This window comes from Ferruginibacter sp., assembly GCF_031391665.1.
Lineage (GTDB): Bacteria > Bacteroidota > Bacteroidia > Chitinophagales > Chitinophagaceae > Ferruginibacter.
Window position 1 is genome coordinate 15,270 of record NZ_JANMUN010000010.1, and the last position, 18,800, is coordinate 34,069.

The window sequence follows — 18,800 nt, forward strand, 5'->3', positions numbered from 1 at the left end:
TTGTAAGTAGTGCGTCCATCATTGTTGTCACACCGCTACATGCAAAATATCTTTGCCAATAAAAACTTTGTCAGATACTTTTACCACTTTCATTATGCCGCCTTTGGTAAAAGCTATAATATCATCCAGGTCGGATACTTCTGCCACCAGTTCATCTTTCTTTAAACCGGTACCAATAAACCCATCAGCAAAATTGGCGTACAACTTAGCGTTTGCAATTGCTACCGACTTTGCCTGGATGGTATCAAATAATTTAATTTCGGTTTTACGCTCTCTGCTTTTACCATATTTTTTCAACAGGTTTTCATAGTATGCTACTGCAAAATCAGTTAGGTTGGCAATATCATTTTTAACCTGTTTAATATCTCCTTCCAAACCTTTTATCTGTTCGTTCAGTTCATCAATATCTAGCCTGTAAATGCGGCGAACAGGTTTTTCAGTAAGTTTTACAATATCTTCCCTGGTAATATCTCTCTTCAATAATTTTTTAAAAGGATTAAAAGCAGTATCAATTGCCGATAAAACTTTATCCCAGGTTTCATGTTTCTTTTCCAGTTCTTTATAAATCTTTTCTTCAAAAAATATTTTTTCTAAAGAAGTGTAATGCCATTTTTCCTGCAGCTCTGCTAATTTTATCTGCAGTTCTTTCAATAATAAATCTTTGGTATTGTCAGTAGCAATTTGCAATAATTCTTTTACGCCTAAAAACTGTGGTTTATCTTTTACAATTACACAGCAGTTAGGAGAGATGCTTACTTCACAATCGGTAAATGCATACAATGCATCAATAGTAATGTCGGGAGAAATGCCCGGTGCCAGCTCAATAATAACTTCTACTGCTGCTGCTGTATGATCCGTAACTTTTTTAATTTTTATTTTTCCTGCATCCGTAGCTTTTACAATACTTTCCATCAACTGCGTGGTAGTAACGCCAAAGGGAACACTTTTTATAACCAATGTTTTTTTATCCTGCTCTTCTATAATTGCCCTTACCCTTATTTTGCCGCCACGTTTTCCATCGCCGTAATTACTGGCATCCATGGTGCCGCCCGTTTGAAAATCTGGGAGTATCTCAAATTTCTTTCCTCTTAAATATTTTATAGAGGCCTCAATTAATTCGCAAAAGTTATGTGGTAAAATTTTTGTTGCCAGGCCTACTGCAATACCTTCTGCGCCTTGTGCCAGCAGCAAAGGAAATTTCATCGGTAATGTTACCGGTTCATTTTTTCTGCCATCATAACTTAAAGCCCAGTCTGTTGTTTTTGCATTAAACGCAACTTCTAAAGCAAACTTGCTCAACCTTGCTTCTATATAACGTGGTGCTGCGGCATCGTCGCCTGTTCTTACATCGCCCCAGTTTCCCTGTGTTTCTATTAATAAATCTTTTTGTCCCAGGTTTACCAATGCATCACCAATACTTGCATCGCCGTGCGGATGGTACTGCATACTTTGCCCAATGATGTTAGCCACTTTATTAAAACGGCCATCGTCCATTTCCTTCATGGCGTGAAGGATTCTTCTTTGTACCGGTTTTAATCCGTCTTCGATAGCAGGTACAGCCCGTTCCAATATTACATAACTGGCATAATCTAAAAACCAGGTTTTGTACTGGCCGCCAATGCCATTATCTACATGAATGTATTCTTCTTTGTTTGCTTTTGCCATGCCCTAGAACCCTGTTCGTTCCTTTGCAGGAACCTAAAGGGGAACTTAGTTTTAAAGTTTATAATTTTTCTCAAACAGTTTTCTTTAAAAAGCTTTTTGAGTATATTAATGTTATTCAAATTTGTGGATACCCAGTTCCCACGTAATTTATCCCGATCCTTATCGGGAGGGGGCCTTCACTTCAAAATCTTTCATGTTGGCAATTTTGCCCTGCACATCAAACATTTCATTTGCTATCATTGTTTTTAAACGCCACAATAAATACATATCGCCGGTGGTGTGTTTTGCTTTGCTTAAAAAATGATGAATAATTTTTGAAGCCTTCTGCCAATCGCCGGTTACCTGTTTTTTTAATTCAGCATCATAAAAATCATAATCTTCGCTTTTTAATTTTTTACCCCCTTCCAGTAAACGAACCCCGCCGTTTTCGTCACATATTTTTGTCCACTCATCGGGATCCACTTCAAATTCGCTCAGGGTAATTTCCCTGGCTAATTTTTTTGCCTTTAAAAATTCCTTAGCCGGTATTTCACTTATCCAGTTAGGATAAAAAATATTTCCTTTTTCATTGATGAAAGGAAGATTGTTTAAATACAAAATAAAAACCCTGCCCTGAAATTCTTTCATATAGTTTAACAGCCAGTAGTAGCCGCTAACATCATGTTTGTTTTGTGCGACCCATATCCAGATGATCTCATTTTCATCCCTGCGCATGGTTCCTACTAATTCAGCTGCGGTTTTATAATCGTCCACTTCGCCGGAATCCACTTTGCTATCGCCATCGCCACCGGTAAGTACCTCACGCCACCATTGCCTGCGTTGGTCAATGCCTTCTCCCAAATAAATATTATTTAAAGGCCCAACGGCATAATCATCTTTAATTTGTATCACTTCTCCCTGTAAACTTTCATCCAGTTCAATTGCCTGCTGCAATACTTTTATATCCGGCTCGTTAAAAACTATGTGTATCATTATAGCAGTTCTTTTTTAAAATTTTAATTTGGAGTAATTAAATAGTACACACAGGTAGTAAAAAAATTACGTACCCATGGTATTGATTTTATTAATCCGTTTTGTTTTTTAGGTTTCCAGCCAAATTTATATTCGTAAATAGGGTTAATTAAGTAATGTGTTTTGTTTACCACTTTATACCCGGTTTCACCAACAATTTTTTCAAAGCGTTCAATTGAAATACCGGTTTCTTTTATCTCCATCATTACAGCCACATTTTCTTTCCCGGTTTTTAATATTGCTTTATAGATAACAGCCGGTAATAAGTGAAACCAGGGCAACTTGCTTAAAAACTTGCCTTTCATTATTTGCTGGTGTCCGCCAAATGGCATTTGCCATGGTGGAAAACCAAAAAATATTACACCGTCTTTATTCAAAAAACTTTTCATCCACGCAATTAATTTTGGCTGATCGTGAATGTGTTCAATAACATCTTTTAAAATAATGATGTCGAACTTCCCTTTTAATTCTTCTTCAATATTTACTTTGTAAATATCTTTACTGATGAAGGAAATTTTTTGAGCGTTTAATTCTTCCTGCATCCATTCTCTTGCCATTACTAATCTTGGTTCATCCAATTCTACTCCTACACCAATGCAACATTTATCTGTAAATGCTTTTAATACGCCAGCTTCGCCACAGCCAATTTCTAAAACTCTTGTTCCAGCAACTATGGGTTTATAATTTTCAATAAACGGAATTACATATTTACGGGTGTTCTCCACCTGTATCTCAAAATATCTTTTTCTATCACCATGAAATTCAAACATCCGGTTATTTTATTTCTTCGGCCAAATCTAATTCCACCTGTAAATTATCAATAATAAATTCCTGGCGTGATGGTGTGTTTTTTCCCATGTAATATTCCAGCAATTGCTGAATATGTGTTTCGGGTAAAAGCATAACCGGTTGCAGTTTCATATCGTTGCCAATAAATTTTGCAAACTCATCGGGGCTAATTTCTCCCAAACCTTTAAACCTGGTTATCTCTGGTTTTGTTCCTAATTTTTTTACAGCATTTTGTTTTTCTGTTTCATCGTAGCAATAAATAGTTTCCTGTTTATTTCTTACACGAAACAATGGTGTTTCTAAAATATAAACATGGCCATTCTTAACTAAGTCAGGAAAAAATTGTAAAAAGAAAGTCATCAGTAATAAACGGATGTGCAAACCATCCACATCGGCATCAGTTGCAAATACAATATTATTATAGCGAAGGTTTTCGTAACCGTCTTCAATATTTAAAGCATGCTGCAGTAAATTAAATTCTTCATTTTCGTACACCACTTTTTTAGTAAGGCTGAAACAGTTTAAAGGTTTACCCCGTAAACTAAAAACTGCCTGCGTATTTACATTTCTTGCTTTGGTAATACTGCCGCTGGCACTGTCGCCTTCTGTAATAAAAATGGTACTCTCTTTTTGTTTTTCTATAATGCTGTCTTTGTCTTTGCCACTCGGTTCGTCGTTGTAATGAAATTTACAATCTCTTAATTTTTTATTATGCAGGTTGGCTTTTTTTGCTCTTTCGTTGGCCAGTTTGCGAATGCCCGATAATTCTTTACGTTCTCGTTCGTTTTGTTCAATACGTTTTTTTAAAGCTTCGGCAGTAGCAGGGTTGCGGTGTAAATAATTATCTAATTCTTTACCCAAAAAATCGCCAATAAAATTTTTCATGCTGGGCCCGCCTTCATACACATTTAGTGAACCGAGTTTTGTTTTGGTCTGGCTTTCAAAAACAGGTTCCTGTACACGAACACTTATGGCTGTACAAATACTGCCGCGTATATCGGCAGCATCATAATCTTTTTTAAAAAAATCACGAATGGTTTTTATATAGCCTTCTCTAAAAGCGGCCAAATGCGTTCCGCCCTGTGTGGTAAATTGCCCGTTTACAAAACTGTAATATTCTTCGCCATAAGTGCCTTCGTGTGTAATGGCTACTTCAATATCTTCTCCTTTTAAATGAATGATGGGGTATCGGATTTCATCGGCATTGGTTTTACGCTGCAATAAATCGAGCAAACCATTTTTACTTACATAGCGTTTGCCATTTAAATTCATTACCAGCCCTGCATTTAAATAACAGTAATTCCAAAACTGGTTATCCAAATATTCCTGTACAAAATGAAAATTTTTAAAAATCTGGTCATCAGGAATAAATTCTACAAAGGTGCCGTTATCTTCTTTTGTTGCTGCTTCTTTATGATCTTTTTTTAAAACACCTCTTTCAAACTCCGCAGTTTTTTCTTTGCCTTCACGGTAAGCCGTTACTTTAAAATAATTGCTTAAAGCATTTACTGCTTTTGTACCTACGCCATTTAAACCCACACTTTTTTGAAATGCCTTACTGTCGTATTTAGCACCGGTATTTATTTTACTAACAACATCCACCACTTTACCGAGCGGAATGCCTCGGCCATAGTCTCTTACAGTAATGGTTTTGCCATCAATATTTACATCCACATGTTTGCCATAACCCATCGTATGTTCATCAATGCAGTTATCCACCACTTCTTTTATCAGCACATAAATGCCATCATCGGGGCTGCTGCCATCGCCTAATTTGCCAATGTACATACCGGGCCGCAAACGAATATGCTCCTTCCAGTCTAAACTTTTTATGGAGTCTTCGGTATAATCAAATAAATCTTTTTCTGCCATTAGTTTTCTGTTTCAGCGCTGCGAATATAGCGGAATGAAGGCATTTTCAGGCGTAACGAATTATCCACATCAAACAAATAAATGTGAGAAAAAATAAAATTATTTAGCTTTATCCAAAATAAAAAAAATGAATCTTGATCTTTCGGGGAAAACCGCTTTGGTTTGTGGCAGCACACAAGGGTTGGGCTATGCAAGCGCTGTGGAACTGGCTTTGCTGGGCTGCAATATTGTTTTACTGGCAAGAAATGAAGCCAAATTAATTGAAGCCCTAAAATCTTTACCCAAAAATGCCCAGCAAAACCACCGGTATTTGGTGGCAGATTTTGGTGATACGTTATTGGTAAAAAATGTTATTGATGAATTTGTGCAGCATAATACCATTCACATTTTAGTAAATAATACCGGCGGACCAGCAGGTGGCACAGCCTTAAATGCTGCACCCGAAGATTTTTTACTGGCTTTCAATAATCATCTTATCAACAACCATAATTTAACCCTTGCTGTTGTACCGGGCATGAAACTTGTGGGTTTTGGCAGGATCATAAACATCATTTCCACCTCGGTAAAAATACCACTTGCCGGTTTGGGCGTTAGTAATACCATACGTGGCGCTGTGGCGGCCTGGGCAAAAACTTTGGCAACAGAGCTTGGCCCGTTTGGCATTACAGTAAATAATGTATTACCCGGCTTTACAAAAACCAGCAGGGCCGATTACGTGATTGCAAAAAAAGCCGGTGACACCGGTAAAACTGAAGAACAGGTTTTGGCAGCATTAGAAGCAGAAATACCTGCAGGCAGAATTGGAAAGCCAGAAGAGTTTGGTGCAGCGGTTGCATTTTTATGCTCGCCGGCGGCATCATACATTAATGGAATAAACTTACCGGTTGATGGCGGAAGATTAGGCTGTTTATAATTTTAACAACATGCAACCCGTTACAAAAAAACAAAGTCTGTATAAACCAATGGAAAATGTTTAAAGTAATTTTGAGTAATCAATTTATTTTTCACTTTCTTTGATAATTATTAAAAACAAAAAAACTCTTAAAGATGAAACTGATTAAATTATTAATGGTGGTTGCTGTATCAGCAACGCTGTTTTTTGTAAGCTGCAAACCAAAAGATGCAGATATTAAAGCTTCTATCGAAGCAGCAATTAAGGCTGATGCAATGATGACCGGTACTACTGTAGAAGTAAAAGACGGAATAGCAACCATCAGTGGTGTTTGTAAAGATGATGCCTGCAAAGCAATGTGCGAAAAAACTATTGGTGCAATTAAAGGTGTAAAATCTGTTGTAAATAATTGCACAGTAGCACCACCGCCGCCACCGCCGCCAGCTTCTATGACAACTGTTATGGATGCAGCAACACAGCAAAAAGTTACTGATGGTTTAAAAGATATTAAAGGTGTTACGGTTACTTTTGAAGGTGACAAAGCAGTACTTGCCGGATCGGTATCTAAAGCAGACAGAATTAAAATTATGCAAATGCTTGCCTCTGCAAAAGTAATGTCGGACGTTAGCAAATTGATGGATAAAAAATAATTAAAAAATCACAACTAAAACAAACAAAATGGCTTTACAAGATAAATATGCAGAGTTAATACAGGCTGCAACAACTGCAGGTGTAGCAAACTTAGCTGTAGCAGAAAAAGATGGCGTATTACATGTAAGCGGTACTGCAAAAAGCACTGCCGATTACGATACACTATGGGCATTGTACGATAAAATTGATCCTAACATGGCAAGCGGCGATTTAATGATGAATGTAGATATTAAAGCTGATGCTGGTGCACAATTAAAAGTAACAACAGATTCTACCAACTTAAATATCAGAAGTACTCCAAGTACTGATGGTGCCATTGTAGGTAAAGCGGCACACGACGAAGTGGTAACATTGGTTGAAAAAACTGATGACAGCTGGTGGAAAGTAAGAACTGCCGATGGCGAAGAAGGTTATGCTTATGCACAATACCTTTCTCCAATGTAATTTGATTCCATATAATTTTTATAAGCCATCCCATTTATTTGGGATGGCTTTTTGTTTGTAGCTTTATTATCAAAATTAATTTATGAAGAAGATATTTTTCTTTACTGCTTTATTTGTTTTTGCAGGTAATATTTTGTTGGCTCAGTTTTTTAAAAAAGAAGAAGGCTTAGCACATACATTTTCTATTGTGGCGAGGGATGCTAAAACTGGTGAGATGGCTGTTGGTGTGCAAAGCCACTGGTTTAGTGTAGGCACGGCCGTTCCCTGGGGCGAAGCTGGTGTTGGCGTTGTAGCCACACAATCTTTTGTAAACAAAAGTTATGGTCCCAAAGGATTGGCATTAATTAAAAGTGGTAAAACTGCACCCGAAGCATTGCAGGAATTATTAGCTCAGGATGAAGGAAGGGAAGTGAGGCAGGTTGCCATGATTGATACCAATGGAAATGTAAATGCACACACCGGAAAAAATTGCATTGATTATGCATCCCAAATTGTAAGCAAAAATTTTTCGGTGCAAAGTAATATGATGCTGAATAATAAAGTTTGCCCGGCAATGGCAAAAGCTTTTGAGGCCAGCGAAGGAAAGCCACTTGCCGAAAGAATTTTAATAGCGTTGCAGGCAGCACAGGCAGTTGGTGGCGATATACGTGGTAAACAATCTGCAGCAATATTAGTGGTTGCCGGTAAAAGTACAGGGCAAATATGGATCGACCGTTTAATTGATTTACGTGTTGATGATAATGATCTGCCATTGGTAGAAATGGAAAGATTGTTAAAGTTATTCAGGGCTTACGAGCATATGGACAAAGGCGATTTAGCTACAGAAAAAAATGATATGAAATTGGCTATGGAAGAATATGGTGCAGCTATGAAAATGTTTCCTAAAAATTTAGAAATGCAGTATTGGACAGCAATAACTCTTGCTAATAATAAAAAAGTAAAAGAAGCAGGCATAATGTTGCAAAAAATTTATAAACAGGATGCCAACTGGAGAGAATTAACTAAAAGATTACCAAAAGTAAATTTATTAACTGTTAGCGAAATGGATTTAAAAGAATTAATAAAGTAATTTTACAGCAAATTATATTTTATGAAATACTCATGCCGGATAGTTTATGTTTCCCTCTTTACATTGATTTTATTCAGTTGTACCGCACAAACAAAAACTAATTTAACTGCAGATGAATTTGAAAAAGCTGTTGCGAAAGATTCGGTACAAATTTTAGATGTAAGAACACCGGGTGAATATGCAGGCGGCCATATAAAAAATACTTTGCTGGCCAACTGGAATGATGCCACTGAATTTGAAAGAAGAATTAGTTATGTAGATAAAAATAAACCGGTGTATGTGTATTGCCTGGCCGGTGGAAGAAGTGCAGCAGCAGGACAAAAAATGAGGGCAATGGGTTTTGAAAATGTGTACGAACTGCAGGGTGGTATTAATGCATGGAAAGCCGGTAATAAAAATTTAGAAGGTGTGAGCACTGCAAAAATGCCTTTTTCATTAGAAAATTTTAATGCGGCTATCAATTCATCTAAAACAGTATTGGTAGATTTTGGTGCGGAGTGGTGCCCACCATGCAAAAAGATGGAACCGGTTTTACAAAGTCTTCAAAAAAATAATGCAGGAAAGTTTAGCTTGGTAAAAGTTGATGGTGGAAATGATGAGGCCATTTTAAAAGAATATAAAGTAACACAACTACCGGTATTTATTATTTTTAAAGATGGCAAACAGGTATGGCGCAAAGATGGGGTAGTGGATGAAAAAGAAATTGCCGCACATTTATAAGAGAAAATTATTTCTGGTATAAATATTTATTAATTACCCACCCGCCATAAAAAACATATAAAATAATGCAATGGCTGTAAAAATTAATGACGCTGCTGCAAGCGCAGGAGAAAGTTTCGCCCTCTTAATCATACTCATTACAAGGCCAATAGCCATTACCAGTAAGCCCAGCCAAACTAAATTAATATAAGGAAAGAGATAAGCTTTAATGGTTACAAAATCTATAATTTTTTCAGATTCTTTAATACCAATTTTTACTTTTTGCCCATCTGCCACACCGGCAAATTTTAGATATACATTTTGAGCATAAACAGTATCATCAATTTGAATGGCATTTTGTGTTTGCATATCAATCTGAATTAACGGATAGGCTTTATAGCGCATACTGTCTTGAGTTACCAGTGTAATATCCGCCATCAATGCAGCGTCATTTTGTGTAAAATGAAACTTATCGTTATTTGGATTTTTTACCACCTCGTTTAAAATTAAATAACCTTTACTGTAATAAGCCGTATCGCCTTCAGCAATTTCTTTAATAACAAATTGTGCGGTATCTGTTCTGTTACTTTCAGGGTTTATGCTGGATATATAACTGTAAATATCTTTTGTTAAATAACGTTTAGTACTGGGATTACTGCTTTTTAATTCTTCTTTGCCCACATACACATCAGGTGTTAACTCAAATTTTTCGCTGCTGTCTTTTTTGGTGAACATCAGTTTATAAAATTGCCTTCCTTTTTCATTACCGGCAGAGTCGCCGCTGTAAGTAACATTGTAATCCAGCATTCTTGTAGGCACATCCCTTAACATCGTTAAATTTTCCAAAGGATTTTCTTTACTGTCTTTTCCAAATGGGATATTAATCCCCGTTACCCTGTTATCGCTGATAGTTTTTTTATTGCCCGAAGAAATTAACATACCCAGGATCATTATTGCAAAACCCAAATGAGCAATAGAAGCACCGGCCGCTTTTAATTTTCCGTTTAATCCCGTCCATATATAAGCTGCATTGGCAACTACTGCATAAATGGATGCAAACAAAGCAATATAAACAGCGCCTAAAAACCCTGCCCCTTTTGCATAATAAGTTATGGGATAAAAAATGGCCAAAGCGGCAGTAATTACTGCTGCAATAAATGTAGGTACTGCAATCTTTTTAAAAATATATTTTGATGGCGTGCTTTTGTATTTAAAATATTGAGTGATGGCAGTTAATAAACCAATAATAAAAGCTACCAGCACCATTACTTTGTTGTAAGAAAATTCCACATCTTCAGGCGGCGCCAGTTTGGTATTAAAAATTGCATTGAAAACCGGTACCGATGTTTTTGCGCTTATAAATAATGCTGATAAAAAGAAAACAACTGCACCGATGAACATCCAGAATTCACGGGAGTCAATTCTTTCTTCGGTATTGATAGAAGGGATTTTTTTGTAGTTGATAAAGAACAAAACAAGAGCAGGTACTGTAAATGCAGCCAGCAAAGCTAAAAGCATTGAATACGTAACAACTTTTGTTTCTTCATTAATTGTAAATGCATGTACCGATGTATCTGATAAAACTCCTGTACGGGTTAAAAAAGTAGAATATAAAATAAATATAAAAGTTAAAAATGCAAACAAATAACTGGCACGTAAACTATGGCCTGTTGCTTTATAAATTACCATGGTATGCAACCCTGCAATTAAAACAAGCCATGGTACAAGCGATGCATTCTCTACCGGATCCCATGCCCAGTAACCGCCAAACGATAAAGATTCGTAAGCCCATTTTCCACCCATCATAATACCCACACCTAAAACACAGGCGCTGAATAATGCAAAGGGTAATGCAGGTTTTACCCAATCGCCAAAGCGTTTGGTTTGTATGCCTGCATAAGCAAATGCAAAAGGAATTATGGTGCTTGCAAAACCTAAAAATAAAACCGGCGGATGAATTACCATCCAGTAATTGCGGAGTAAAACATTAAGTCCAACACCATCTGTTAAAAAACTTAAGTAATTGGGCTGACTGAAAATTGGTCCTGCAATTTCGTTACGGGTTAATGTAAAAGCGCTGGTACCAATTTTTACACCAAAAACATAAATGCCCAAAATCATCATGCCTAAAAAAAACTGTGCTAAACTTATCACCGTCATTACCGGAGCTTCCCATCCATTTAGCAAAGGGCTTTTACTTCTTGCAATAATAAAAATGCCCAATATGCTGTGCCATATTGTCCATAATAAAAAACTGCCTTCCTGGCCTTCCCAGATGCATGCTAATAAAAATTTGGGATCTAATTCTTTTGAGGCATGCTTGTAGGCATACATGTACTCAAAATAATGGTTGGAGCAGATATAAAATATTACAGAGAAAATAATTAATACAGAAACAACTTGAGTGATAAAAGCAATTCTTGCAAAACGGATCCAGGATTGTTTTTCGGTAAGATCTTTTATTCTTGAAGCATTAAAATAAGCGATAGTTGAAATTAGCGAAGCGATAAACGCAAGTATTACAAAAAAATGTCCAATTTTTCCAGGCATTAAATGCTCTCCTATAAATTCCATAATTGTATTTTCTCTTTTCTAAAAAAGATTTTACTTTTTTACAGCAGAATCTTTGCTTTGGTAAGTATTAGTTTCGTTTGCAGGTGCAGTAGTGTTTGATTCACCGCCGGCTACAACAGATTTCTCCATCTGCTTCTTATCATCTTTATATTTACTCGGGCACTTTAAAGTAATGGTCTGGCATTCAAAAACATCTCCCTGCATTTTGCCCTGCAGCACTACTCTTTCGCTTTGCTCCAGCTCAGTTGGTTTGCTGTTGTGATAAACTACTTTTGTTTGCGAACCCAAACTGTCAATAATACTAAACGTTAAATAATTGGGGTTTTTTACAGCGTCGTATTCAATAGGTTGCGATTTATCTAGTTTAGCAATAAGATGAACGTATTTGCCCTGCTTGCTTTTTGCCGAACTTATGGTATCATAAGTAGAAAAATCGGAAGAGGGAAAGCCAAAAATGATGAGTGCAACTATTAAAACTGCAATGCCAACTAAAATAAAAATATGTGTTTTCTTCATAGTCTGAAATTTCGGTGCAAAGGTATAACAAAACTGCTGGCCCTTACGTTAATGTTAAGTGTTTTTTCACATGCAACTTAATTTGTAATAATGTCAACTATCTTTGCAATCCTTTTTAATATTTCGTAATGACAGATCTCTCTAAGTTTGATGCTAATGCCGTTGGAAACCCCAACAATAATATATTCAGTTTACCTTTTCCGGAAGAAGATGCCAGGCTGGTTATTTTACCCGTACCATGGGAAGTTACTGTTAGCTACACCGCAGGCACTGCAAGGGCTCCCGAGCATATTTTAAATGCAAGTTTGCAGGTAGATCTGTTGGATCCTGATTACCGGGATGTTTGGAAACAGGGATTTTATTTGAGGCCCAGCGATAAAAAAGTGCTGATGAAAAGTGATTACCTGCGTAAAGAAGCCGAGCTGTACATTAACTACATTGCACAGGGAGAAATTGTTTCGGAAAACAAGTTTATGTGCAAAACCCTGAGGGAAATTAATGAAGGCAGCCTGTTTTTAAATAACTGGGTTTACGAGCAAACCAAAGAGCTGATGGCACAGGGCAAATTAGTGGGTTTACTGGGCGGCGACCACAGCACACCTTTTGGATTTTATAAAGCTATTGCAGAAAAATATGAAGACTTTGGCATTTTGCATATTGATGCCCATTGCGATTTAAGAAAAAACTACGAAGGGTTTAAATATTCGCATGCATCGGTAATGTACAATGCAATGGAAGAAATACCGCAACTGAAAAAATTAGTACAGGTTGGTGTAAGAGATTTTTGTGATGAGGAATTTGATTACATGATAAACAGCAACGAAAGAATTATTACTTACTTTGATAAAAATATAAAAGAACGCCAGTACGATGGCGAAACCTGGAAGGTAATTGCTGATGAAATTATTAACCACCTGCCGCAAAATGTTTTTATAAGTTTTGATATTGATGGGTTGGATCCAAAACTTTGTCCGCATACAGGTACGCCGGTACAGGGTGGCTTTGAGGCGGAACAAATTTTTTACCTGTTTAAAAAAGTAATACAAAGCGGCAGAAAAATGGTTGGTTTTGATTTGGTGGAAGTGGGTGTAAGCCATAGCGAATACGATGAGAATGTGGGTGCCAGGTGTTTGTTTAAGCTTTGTAATATGATGGTGGCTGCTAATAGTTAACTGGTTAAATAGTTAATTTGTTTATTGGTTTATTAGTGAAAATACACTTAAATTTTTAGGAGACCTTTTGGTATAATAAATCTACATGCTTTATTAATGGATCAGTTTGTGTTTACGTTAAAAGATAATAATCAAAAAGCCTTCAATTCTTTTTTTTGGTTTTTATTTTTTTTGCATCTTATAGCAGCGGCTGTAATAGCTGTTAATGCTTCAATTAGTTATCAAAAAAATACTGCAGCATTTTCCCTTATTACTTTCCTCGTTATTTCAGCAGTTTTTTATCTGTTTAAAAATAAATTTAAACAAAAGAATTACCAGCTTGCATTATTTGTAGTGATGGTTTTATTTTGGTTAGCCCTTGCCGCATGGCTACCTGCCGTAATTGTTACCGTCGCCATTATTTTTGCTTTCTTCATTTTGCAAAAGAAAAGCGTAGCAATTTTTTCTGCAGAAAATATTATCATCACCAGATCTTTATTTAAAAAAACATATACCTGGGCAGCTGTACAAAATGGAGTTTTAAAAGATAATTTACTATCTGTAGATTTTAAAAACAACCATTTGTTGCAGGTGGAGATAGCAGATACCAATACTTCCTTTGATGAAAATACTTTTAACCAATTTTGCAAGCAACAGCTAAACCCTAAACCTCTAAACTCCTAAACCTCTAAACTTTCTTTATGGAATTTTCAATCCACCGCATCTCACAAAAAAACTTACTGTTATGCCAACCCAATACTCCCTTCAGATTGTACACCCGGCCTTTGAGTTATTAAAACGTTCAGCCCGGGTACTTCACTTTATAGCAGCTTCAATAATTTTAATTAATGCGTTGCATTTACTGCAGGTACATAATGGCAATAAACTGCTTTGCTATACGCAAATGGTTATTGCGGTTGATATTTTTTTGCTGGTATTTTTAGGCGGGGTTCTTTTGATTGAAGCGCCAAAGCTAAACCTCATCTTCCGTATGATTGAAGTGTTAACCCTTTTTGGAATTTCGCTAACCCTAATGTCCGACGGGCATAATTGGTTGGGTATTGTGCATTTACTGGTATCGGCAGGGTATTTATTTTTATTTTACCGGGAGTGGCGGGTCATCCGTTCCGAAGCCGTGGATATAAGGCAAACCGGCATTACAGTGCCCAATTTTGTAAAAGATGCCGAAATAAGCTGGCACGAAATAAAAACCATCATCCCAAAATATCATAGCATCATCATCGAAACCCTCCTGAATAAAAAGATTGAATTCAACCTGCGTAAAAATTTAAAAATTGATGAGTTGGAGCAAATTGACGATTTTTGCAAAAAGCATCTTTGTAATGGATAATAGGGTAATGGATAATGAATAATTTTCTATCAGCCAGCATTATTCATTATTCATTTTTAATTACTATTAATGCAGTCTCCCTACATTTTATACTCCGATGGCGAAGGAAATATTTTTGAAGACACTTCTCTTTATGTAACCGGCCGCAGCGGCTGGGATGCAATGCCCGTTGCAACTGAAGATTGGATTGAATTGCCGGCTGGCGGTAACTTATACGAATTACCCGGCCGCAGGGGCATTGGTATTGATGTAGAAACCGGCGACATGCGTTTGTGCGAAAAAGGATGGGCTGTTGCCGCATTTATTCCTCCTGCACATACGGGCTTGTACATGGCCGCATACGAAACTGCAAAAGATGCACCTACATTACCATTATTTTGTTACACTGCTGCCGGTTGGTTAGATGAAAAATTTTATGTGCCAGCAGTGCGTATTGAAAAAGATGTGCGGCAAGAAAGCGAAGGCTATAATGATGAGCTGATAAATAAAGGTGCGGAACATTTATTGCAAACTTATCCGCACAACCGTTTAGTAAAACATTTAATGGAAAATTGCTGCATGACTTACACTTGCCCGGCTGCAAGAAATTTATCACTGGGAAGATGGGAGTGCCCGGTGCCGGTGTCACCTGCATGTAATGCCAATTGTATTGGTTGCATAAGTTTTCAACCGGTGGAAGAAACTATCATTAGCACACAAGACCGTTTAACTTTTAAACCCACCGCCGAAGAAATTACAGAATTCACCGTGCCGCATTTAGAAACTGCGCCTTTTCCTTTAATAAGTTTTGGCCAGGGCTGCGAAGGCGAACCATTGCTGATGTGGGAAACCATAAGAGAAGCCATTATTGAAATAAGAAAACATACACAAAAAGGCAGCATCAATATAAACACCAACGGCAGCAAACCCGATGCAGTAAAAGCATTGTGCGAAGCAGGATTAAACAGCATGAGGGTGAGTACTAACAGTGCAAGAGAAAAAATTTACACGCCGTATTACCGCCCCAATAATTATGTGTTTGAAGATTTGATAGAAAGTTTAAAAATTGTACGCAGCTATGGTGGGTGGACAAGTATTAATTATTTTGTTTTTCCCGGCATGACGGACAGCATTGAAGAATACGAAGCCTTACGCAAGCTTATAAAAGAAACCGATCTCTGCATGATACAATGGCGCAATTTTAATATTGACCCCGATTGGTACCTCGGTAAAATTGGCGTAACCGAAACAGGGGAGTGCATGGGTGTAAAACAAATGATGGAATTAATAAGAGAAGAATTTCCTGATTTAAAGTTTGGCTATTTTAATCCTTCGATAGAAAGGATTAAAGGAAATTTTGAGATGGATTATGCACATTGATTAGTTTGAGCAGGGCTTTTCTCTCCATAAAATTTAGCTGTACAGTTTTTATAAATGGTTCAGCGTTTCTAAGAATTATACCTCTTCCCAAAAAATATAAGGTGTATTTATTTTTTCGGATAAAAAATTCTTAATCATCATATTTTAAAAATAATTTCATAAAAATGGCATAGTCTTCAATATAACCCCAATAATCTTCCCTGGTTGGTTTATAAAAATAACTGCCAGGCTCCGAACCGACAAAAGATAATGAACAGGAATTATGATCGGCTTTGGAGTTTCCTACAACTTCAAAACCCACAAATAATTTTTGGTTCTTTAATATAATATTGTATTTGTTTAAATCAATTTCGTAAGGCTTATCATCATCAGTTGATTTTCTAATTACTTTAGAAATAGAATCTCTCACAAGCTCTTTGCCCGGATGGCCGTCAATAACTTCTCTTATATGCAGACGTACAATACAGGTATCGCAGGTATTGTAAATTTTAAATCTTATTTTGGCAACCTGGTATTCTTTATGTGTCATTAAAAAAGTGCGGCCAATTTCGCCACCCTTGTTTCCAGTATTCCAGCTTCTGTAATATCCAACAATTTCGCTTTTATCACCTACTGTTTCTTCCTGGCTAAAAGATTTTACAGTTACAGACTCAAGAATTTGGGCCGATTGCATCAAAATAAATTCAGATTTTAAGATTGCATTTTGCGCAGGAATTTTCAAATTTTCGTAGCCTACTGAAGAAATTAATAAGGTATCTGTTTGTTTTATACTCTTTAGTACCAATCTAAAATTACCCAACTCATCAGATACACTTCCACCAGGATGGTTTATTAATTTTACAGATGCAAAAGCGGCTGGCCTGGCATCTTTAGCATAAAGAATTTTGCCTTTTATTAAAATCTGGGCATTTAACTGCATTAAACCAGTTGAAAGAAACAAACTAACTGCAATAAGTATTTTTGGGGTAGGGTACAACCACACCATTTTTGATGAATTCATTAATTATTCTGCTGTTTTTTATTACATCAAAATTACTTAAAAGAAAACGTTGTAATTTTTTTTTGGATGAGTGGCAGGGAAATGTTTTTAGTTGATTGAAACCTGCAAAATAATAAATACCTATTTTATGCTAACCTTATCGGAATTAGATACAAAGATTTTAAGCAGTCTGTACGTTGCAATTTTAATATTGGTCATCTATAGGTAACCTGGCAAAATTGGTGTAGCCAAGACAAAGATGTGTACAGACGTAAAAACGAATAATAGAAAAATACAAATTTAAATATTGGTTCTAATAATGCTTTGATTTAAAGGAATAATAAAAATCTGGAGATCTATTATGCAAGTTGATTTTTATAACAGGCCTTAATAGTTCTTCTTACTGTAGCTGGAATAATTTGTAAGGAAATTTAATTTAAAAAAATTCTTACCCTTTACCATTTTTAAAAACTGTACCATCCTTCATTACAAAAACTACTTTGCCAAATACTTTCGCATCTTTTAAAGGATCGCCATCTACAGCAATAATATCAGCCAGTTTATTTATTTCAATACTGCCCAATTGTGTTTTCATTCCTAATAAATCTGCCGCATTAATAGTAGCTGCTTTTATGGCTTCCATTGGTGGCATACCAGCTTCAATCATGTAACCAAATTCCAACCAGTTTAAACCGTGTTTAAATACTCCTGCATCGGTACCAAACGCAATTTTAACACCTGCCTTATATGCTTTAGCAAAAGTATTTTGTATTTGTGGCCCTGTTGCCAATGCTTTGGGTGTAACAATTTCAGAATAATAGCCGGGAATTTTTGCACTGTCGGCGGTTGATTTACCTGCGGTGATAGTAGAAACTAGCCAGGTACCATATTGCTTCATTAATGCAATGCCTTCATCATCCATAAACGTTCCATGTTCAATAGAATTTACGCCGCCACGGATGGCCCTTTTTATTCCCTCGGCACCGTGTGCATGTGCGGCAACTTTAAAATTATAATCTTTTGCTGCTGTTACAATTGCTTTTATTTCATCTTCGGTAAATTGTGCATTGGCGCCATCTTTTGCCTGGCTCAATACACCACCCGTAGCAGTTATCTTTATTAAATCGGAGCCATCTTTGTACCGCTGCCTTACTGCATGGTAAGCATCTTCCACGCCATTAATTACACCTTCTTTTGGCCCGGGGTCGCCCATTAAATCTTTGCGGTATCCATTAGTTGGGTCGGCATGGCCGCCAGTGGTGGCAATTGATTTTCCTGCAGTAAAAATTCTTGGCCCAATTACCAGTCCTTTATTAATGGCATTGCGTAACGAAATATTAATACCGCTGCCACCCAAATCCCTTACTGTTGTAAAGCCTGTCATTAAAGTAACGTTTACATACTGCAAAGATTCAAAAGCAACATCTGCAGTGTTGTAAATAAATTTATCGGCAACGTTTCCTTTTTTTGTTTCGCTTTCTGTATGCACATGGCAATCAATCCAGCCCGGCATTACAGTTTTTGTTTTAAGATCAATTGTTTTATCGCCTGCTGCCGCTACCGAAAAACCATTTACCACAGCGGTTATTTTATTTTTCTCCACCACGATGGTCATGTTGTTTTTTGCGTCATTGTTTACACCATCTATCAGTGTACCGCACCAGATAATTGTTTTTTGTGCTGTAAGATTTGAAATACAAAAGGCCAGTAAAACCAGTAGGGCTGTTTTTTTCATAAATAAAAGTTGAAAAATGAATGTACAGAAAAGTTGCAATATT

The 18,800-nt window shown here is 36.6% G+C and carries 17 protein-coding genes; 9 read left to right on the forward strand and 8 right to left on the reverse strand.

The features are described from left to right. Positions 1-27 precede the first annotated feature (27 nt). The 4 genes from ACY651_RS00705 to ACY651_RS00720 form a co-directional block, all read right to left on the reverse strand. Positions 28-1,665, reverse strand: coding sequence for a DNA gyrase/topoisomerase IV subunit A (locus tag ACY651_RS00705; protein ID WP_462248676.1), 1,638 nt, complete (start codon positions 1,663-1,665; stop codon positions 28-30). 159 nt (positions 1,666-1,824) lie between these two features. Then, positions 1,825-2,637, reverse strand: coding sequence for a DUF1835 domain-containing protein (locus tag ACY651_RS00710; protein ID WP_462248678.1), 813 nt, complete (start codon positions 2,635-2,637; stop codon positions 1,825-1,827). 23 nt (positions 2,638-2,660) lie between these two features. Continuing rightward, complete coding sequence (locus ACY651_RS00715) at positions 2,661-3,446, reverse strand: class I SAM-dependent methyltransferase (protein ID WP_462248680.1); 786 nt, start codon at positions 3,444-3,446, stop codon at positions 2,661-2,663. A gap of 4 nt (positions 3,447-3,450) precedes the next feature. After that, positions 3,451-5,337 (reverse strand): DNA topoisomerase IV subunit B, encoded by a 1,887-nt coding sequence (locus ACY651_RS00720; RefSeq protein WP_462248682.1) that lies wholly within the window; start codon positions 5,335-5,337, stop codon positions 3,451-3,453. A 127-nt stretch (positions 5,338-5,464) separates the two neighbouring features. Between ACY651_RS00720 and ACY651_RS00725 the strand changes: the two genes are divergently transcribed. The 5 genes from ACY651_RS00725 (at position 5,465) to ACY651_RS00745 (ending at position 9,113) form a co-directional block, all read left to right on the forward strand. After that, entirely contained in the window at positions 5,465-6,250 is a 786-nt protein-coding gene (locus ACY651_RS00725; RefSeq protein ID WP_462248684.1) for an SDR family oxidoreductase, read from the forward strand. 134 nt (positions 6,251-6,384) lie between these two features. After that, the gene (locus ACY651_RS00730; protein ID WP_462248686.1) at positions 6,385-6,879 is read left to right on the forward strand and encodes a BON domain-containing protein; all 495 of its coding nucleotides are present in this window, start codon (positions 6,385-6,387) and stop codon (positions 6,877-6,879) included. A gap of 28 nt (positions 6,880-6,907) precedes the next feature. Next, the gene (locus tag ACY651_RS00735; RefSeq protein ID WP_462248688.1) at positions 6,908-7,324 is read left to right on the forward strand and encodes an SH3 domain-containing protein; all 417 of its coding nucleotides are present in this window, start codon (positions 6,908-6,910) and stop codon (positions 7,322-7,324) included. 82 nt (positions 7,325-7,406) lie between these two features. Continuing rightward, entirely contained in the window at positions 7,407-8,393 is a 987-nt protein-coding gene (locus ACY651_RS00740; protein WP_462248690.1) for a DUF1028 domain-containing protein, read from the forward strand. A gap of 21 nt (positions 8,394-8,414) precedes the next feature. Next, positions 8,415-9,113 (forward strand): thioredoxin domain-containing protein, encoded by a 699-nt coding sequence (locus ACY651_RS00745; RefSeq protein ID WP_462248692.1) that lies wholly within the window; start codon positions 8,415-8,417, stop codon positions 9,111-9,113. A 33-nt stretch (positions 9,114-9,146) separates the two neighbouring features. On the opposite strand, the gene ccsA is transcribed toward ACY651_RS00745, so the two are convergent. Both ccsA and ACY651_RS00755 read right to left on the reverse strand, forming a co-directional pair. Beyond that, complete coding sequence (gene ccsA, locus ACY651_RS00750) at positions 9,147-11,666, reverse strand: cytochrome c biogenesis protein CcsA (protein WP_462248694.1); 2,520 nt, start codon at positions 11,664-11,666, stop codon at positions 9,147-9,149. A 30-nt stretch (positions 11,667-11,696) separates the two neighbouring features. Then, a complete protein-coding gene (locus ACY651_RS00755) occupies positions 11,697-12,182 on the reverse strand; it encodes a cytochrome c maturation protein CcmE domain-containing protein (RefSeq protein ID WP_462248696.1) in 486 nt (161 codons plus the stop codon). Between the two features lie 128 nt (positions 12,183-12,310). Here ACY651_RS00755 and ACY651_RS00760 point away from each other — a divergent pair, with 128 nt between their 5' ends. The 4 genes from ACY651_RS00760 to ACY651_RS00775 all read left to right on the forward strand — a co-directional run bounded on the left by ACY651_RS00760 (position 12,311) and on the right by ACY651_RS00775 (position 16,043). Continuing rightward, a complete protein-coding gene (locus ACY651_RS00760) occupies positions 12,311-13,354 on the forward strand; it encodes an agmatinase family protein (protein ID WP_462248698.1) in 1,044 nt (347 codons plus the stop codon). Positions 13,355-13,450: 96 nt separating this feature from the next. After that, complete coding sequence (locus tag ACY651_RS00765; RefSeq protein ID WP_462248700.1) at positions 13,451-14,017, forward strand: hypothetical protein; 567 nt, start codon at positions 13,451-13,453, stop codon at positions 14,015-14,017. Between the two features lie 61 nt (positions 14,018-14,078). Beyond that, positions 14,079-14,684 (forward strand): hypothetical protein, encoded by a 606-nt coding sequence (locus ACY651_RS00770; RefSeq protein WP_462248702.1) that lies wholly within the window; start codon positions 14,079-14,081, stop codon positions 14,682-14,684. A gap of 69 nt (positions 14,685-14,753) precedes the next feature. Beyond that, entirely contained in the window at positions 14,754-16,043 is a 1,290-nt protein-coding gene (locus ACY651_RS00775; RefSeq protein ID WP_462248704.1) for a radical SAM protein, read from the forward strand. 130 nt (positions 16,044-16,173) lie between these two features. Here ACY651_RS00775 and ACY651_RS00780 read toward each other — a convergent pair whose 3' ends face one another. Continuing rightward, on the reverse strand, positions 16,174-17,043 hold the full coding sequence (locus tag ACY651_RS00780) for a carboxypeptidase-like regulatory domain-containing protein (protein ID WP_462248706.1): 870 nt from the start codon (positions 17,041-17,043) through the stop codon (positions 16,174-16,176). Between the two features lie 427 nt (positions 17,044-17,470). Next, complete coding sequence (locus ACY651_RS00785; RefSeq protein WP_462248708.1) at positions 17,471-18,757, reverse strand: metal-dependent hydrolase family protein; 1,287 nt, start codon at positions 18,755-18,757, stop codon at positions 17,471-17,473. Between the last annotated feature and the right edge of the window lie 43 nt (positions 18,758-18,800).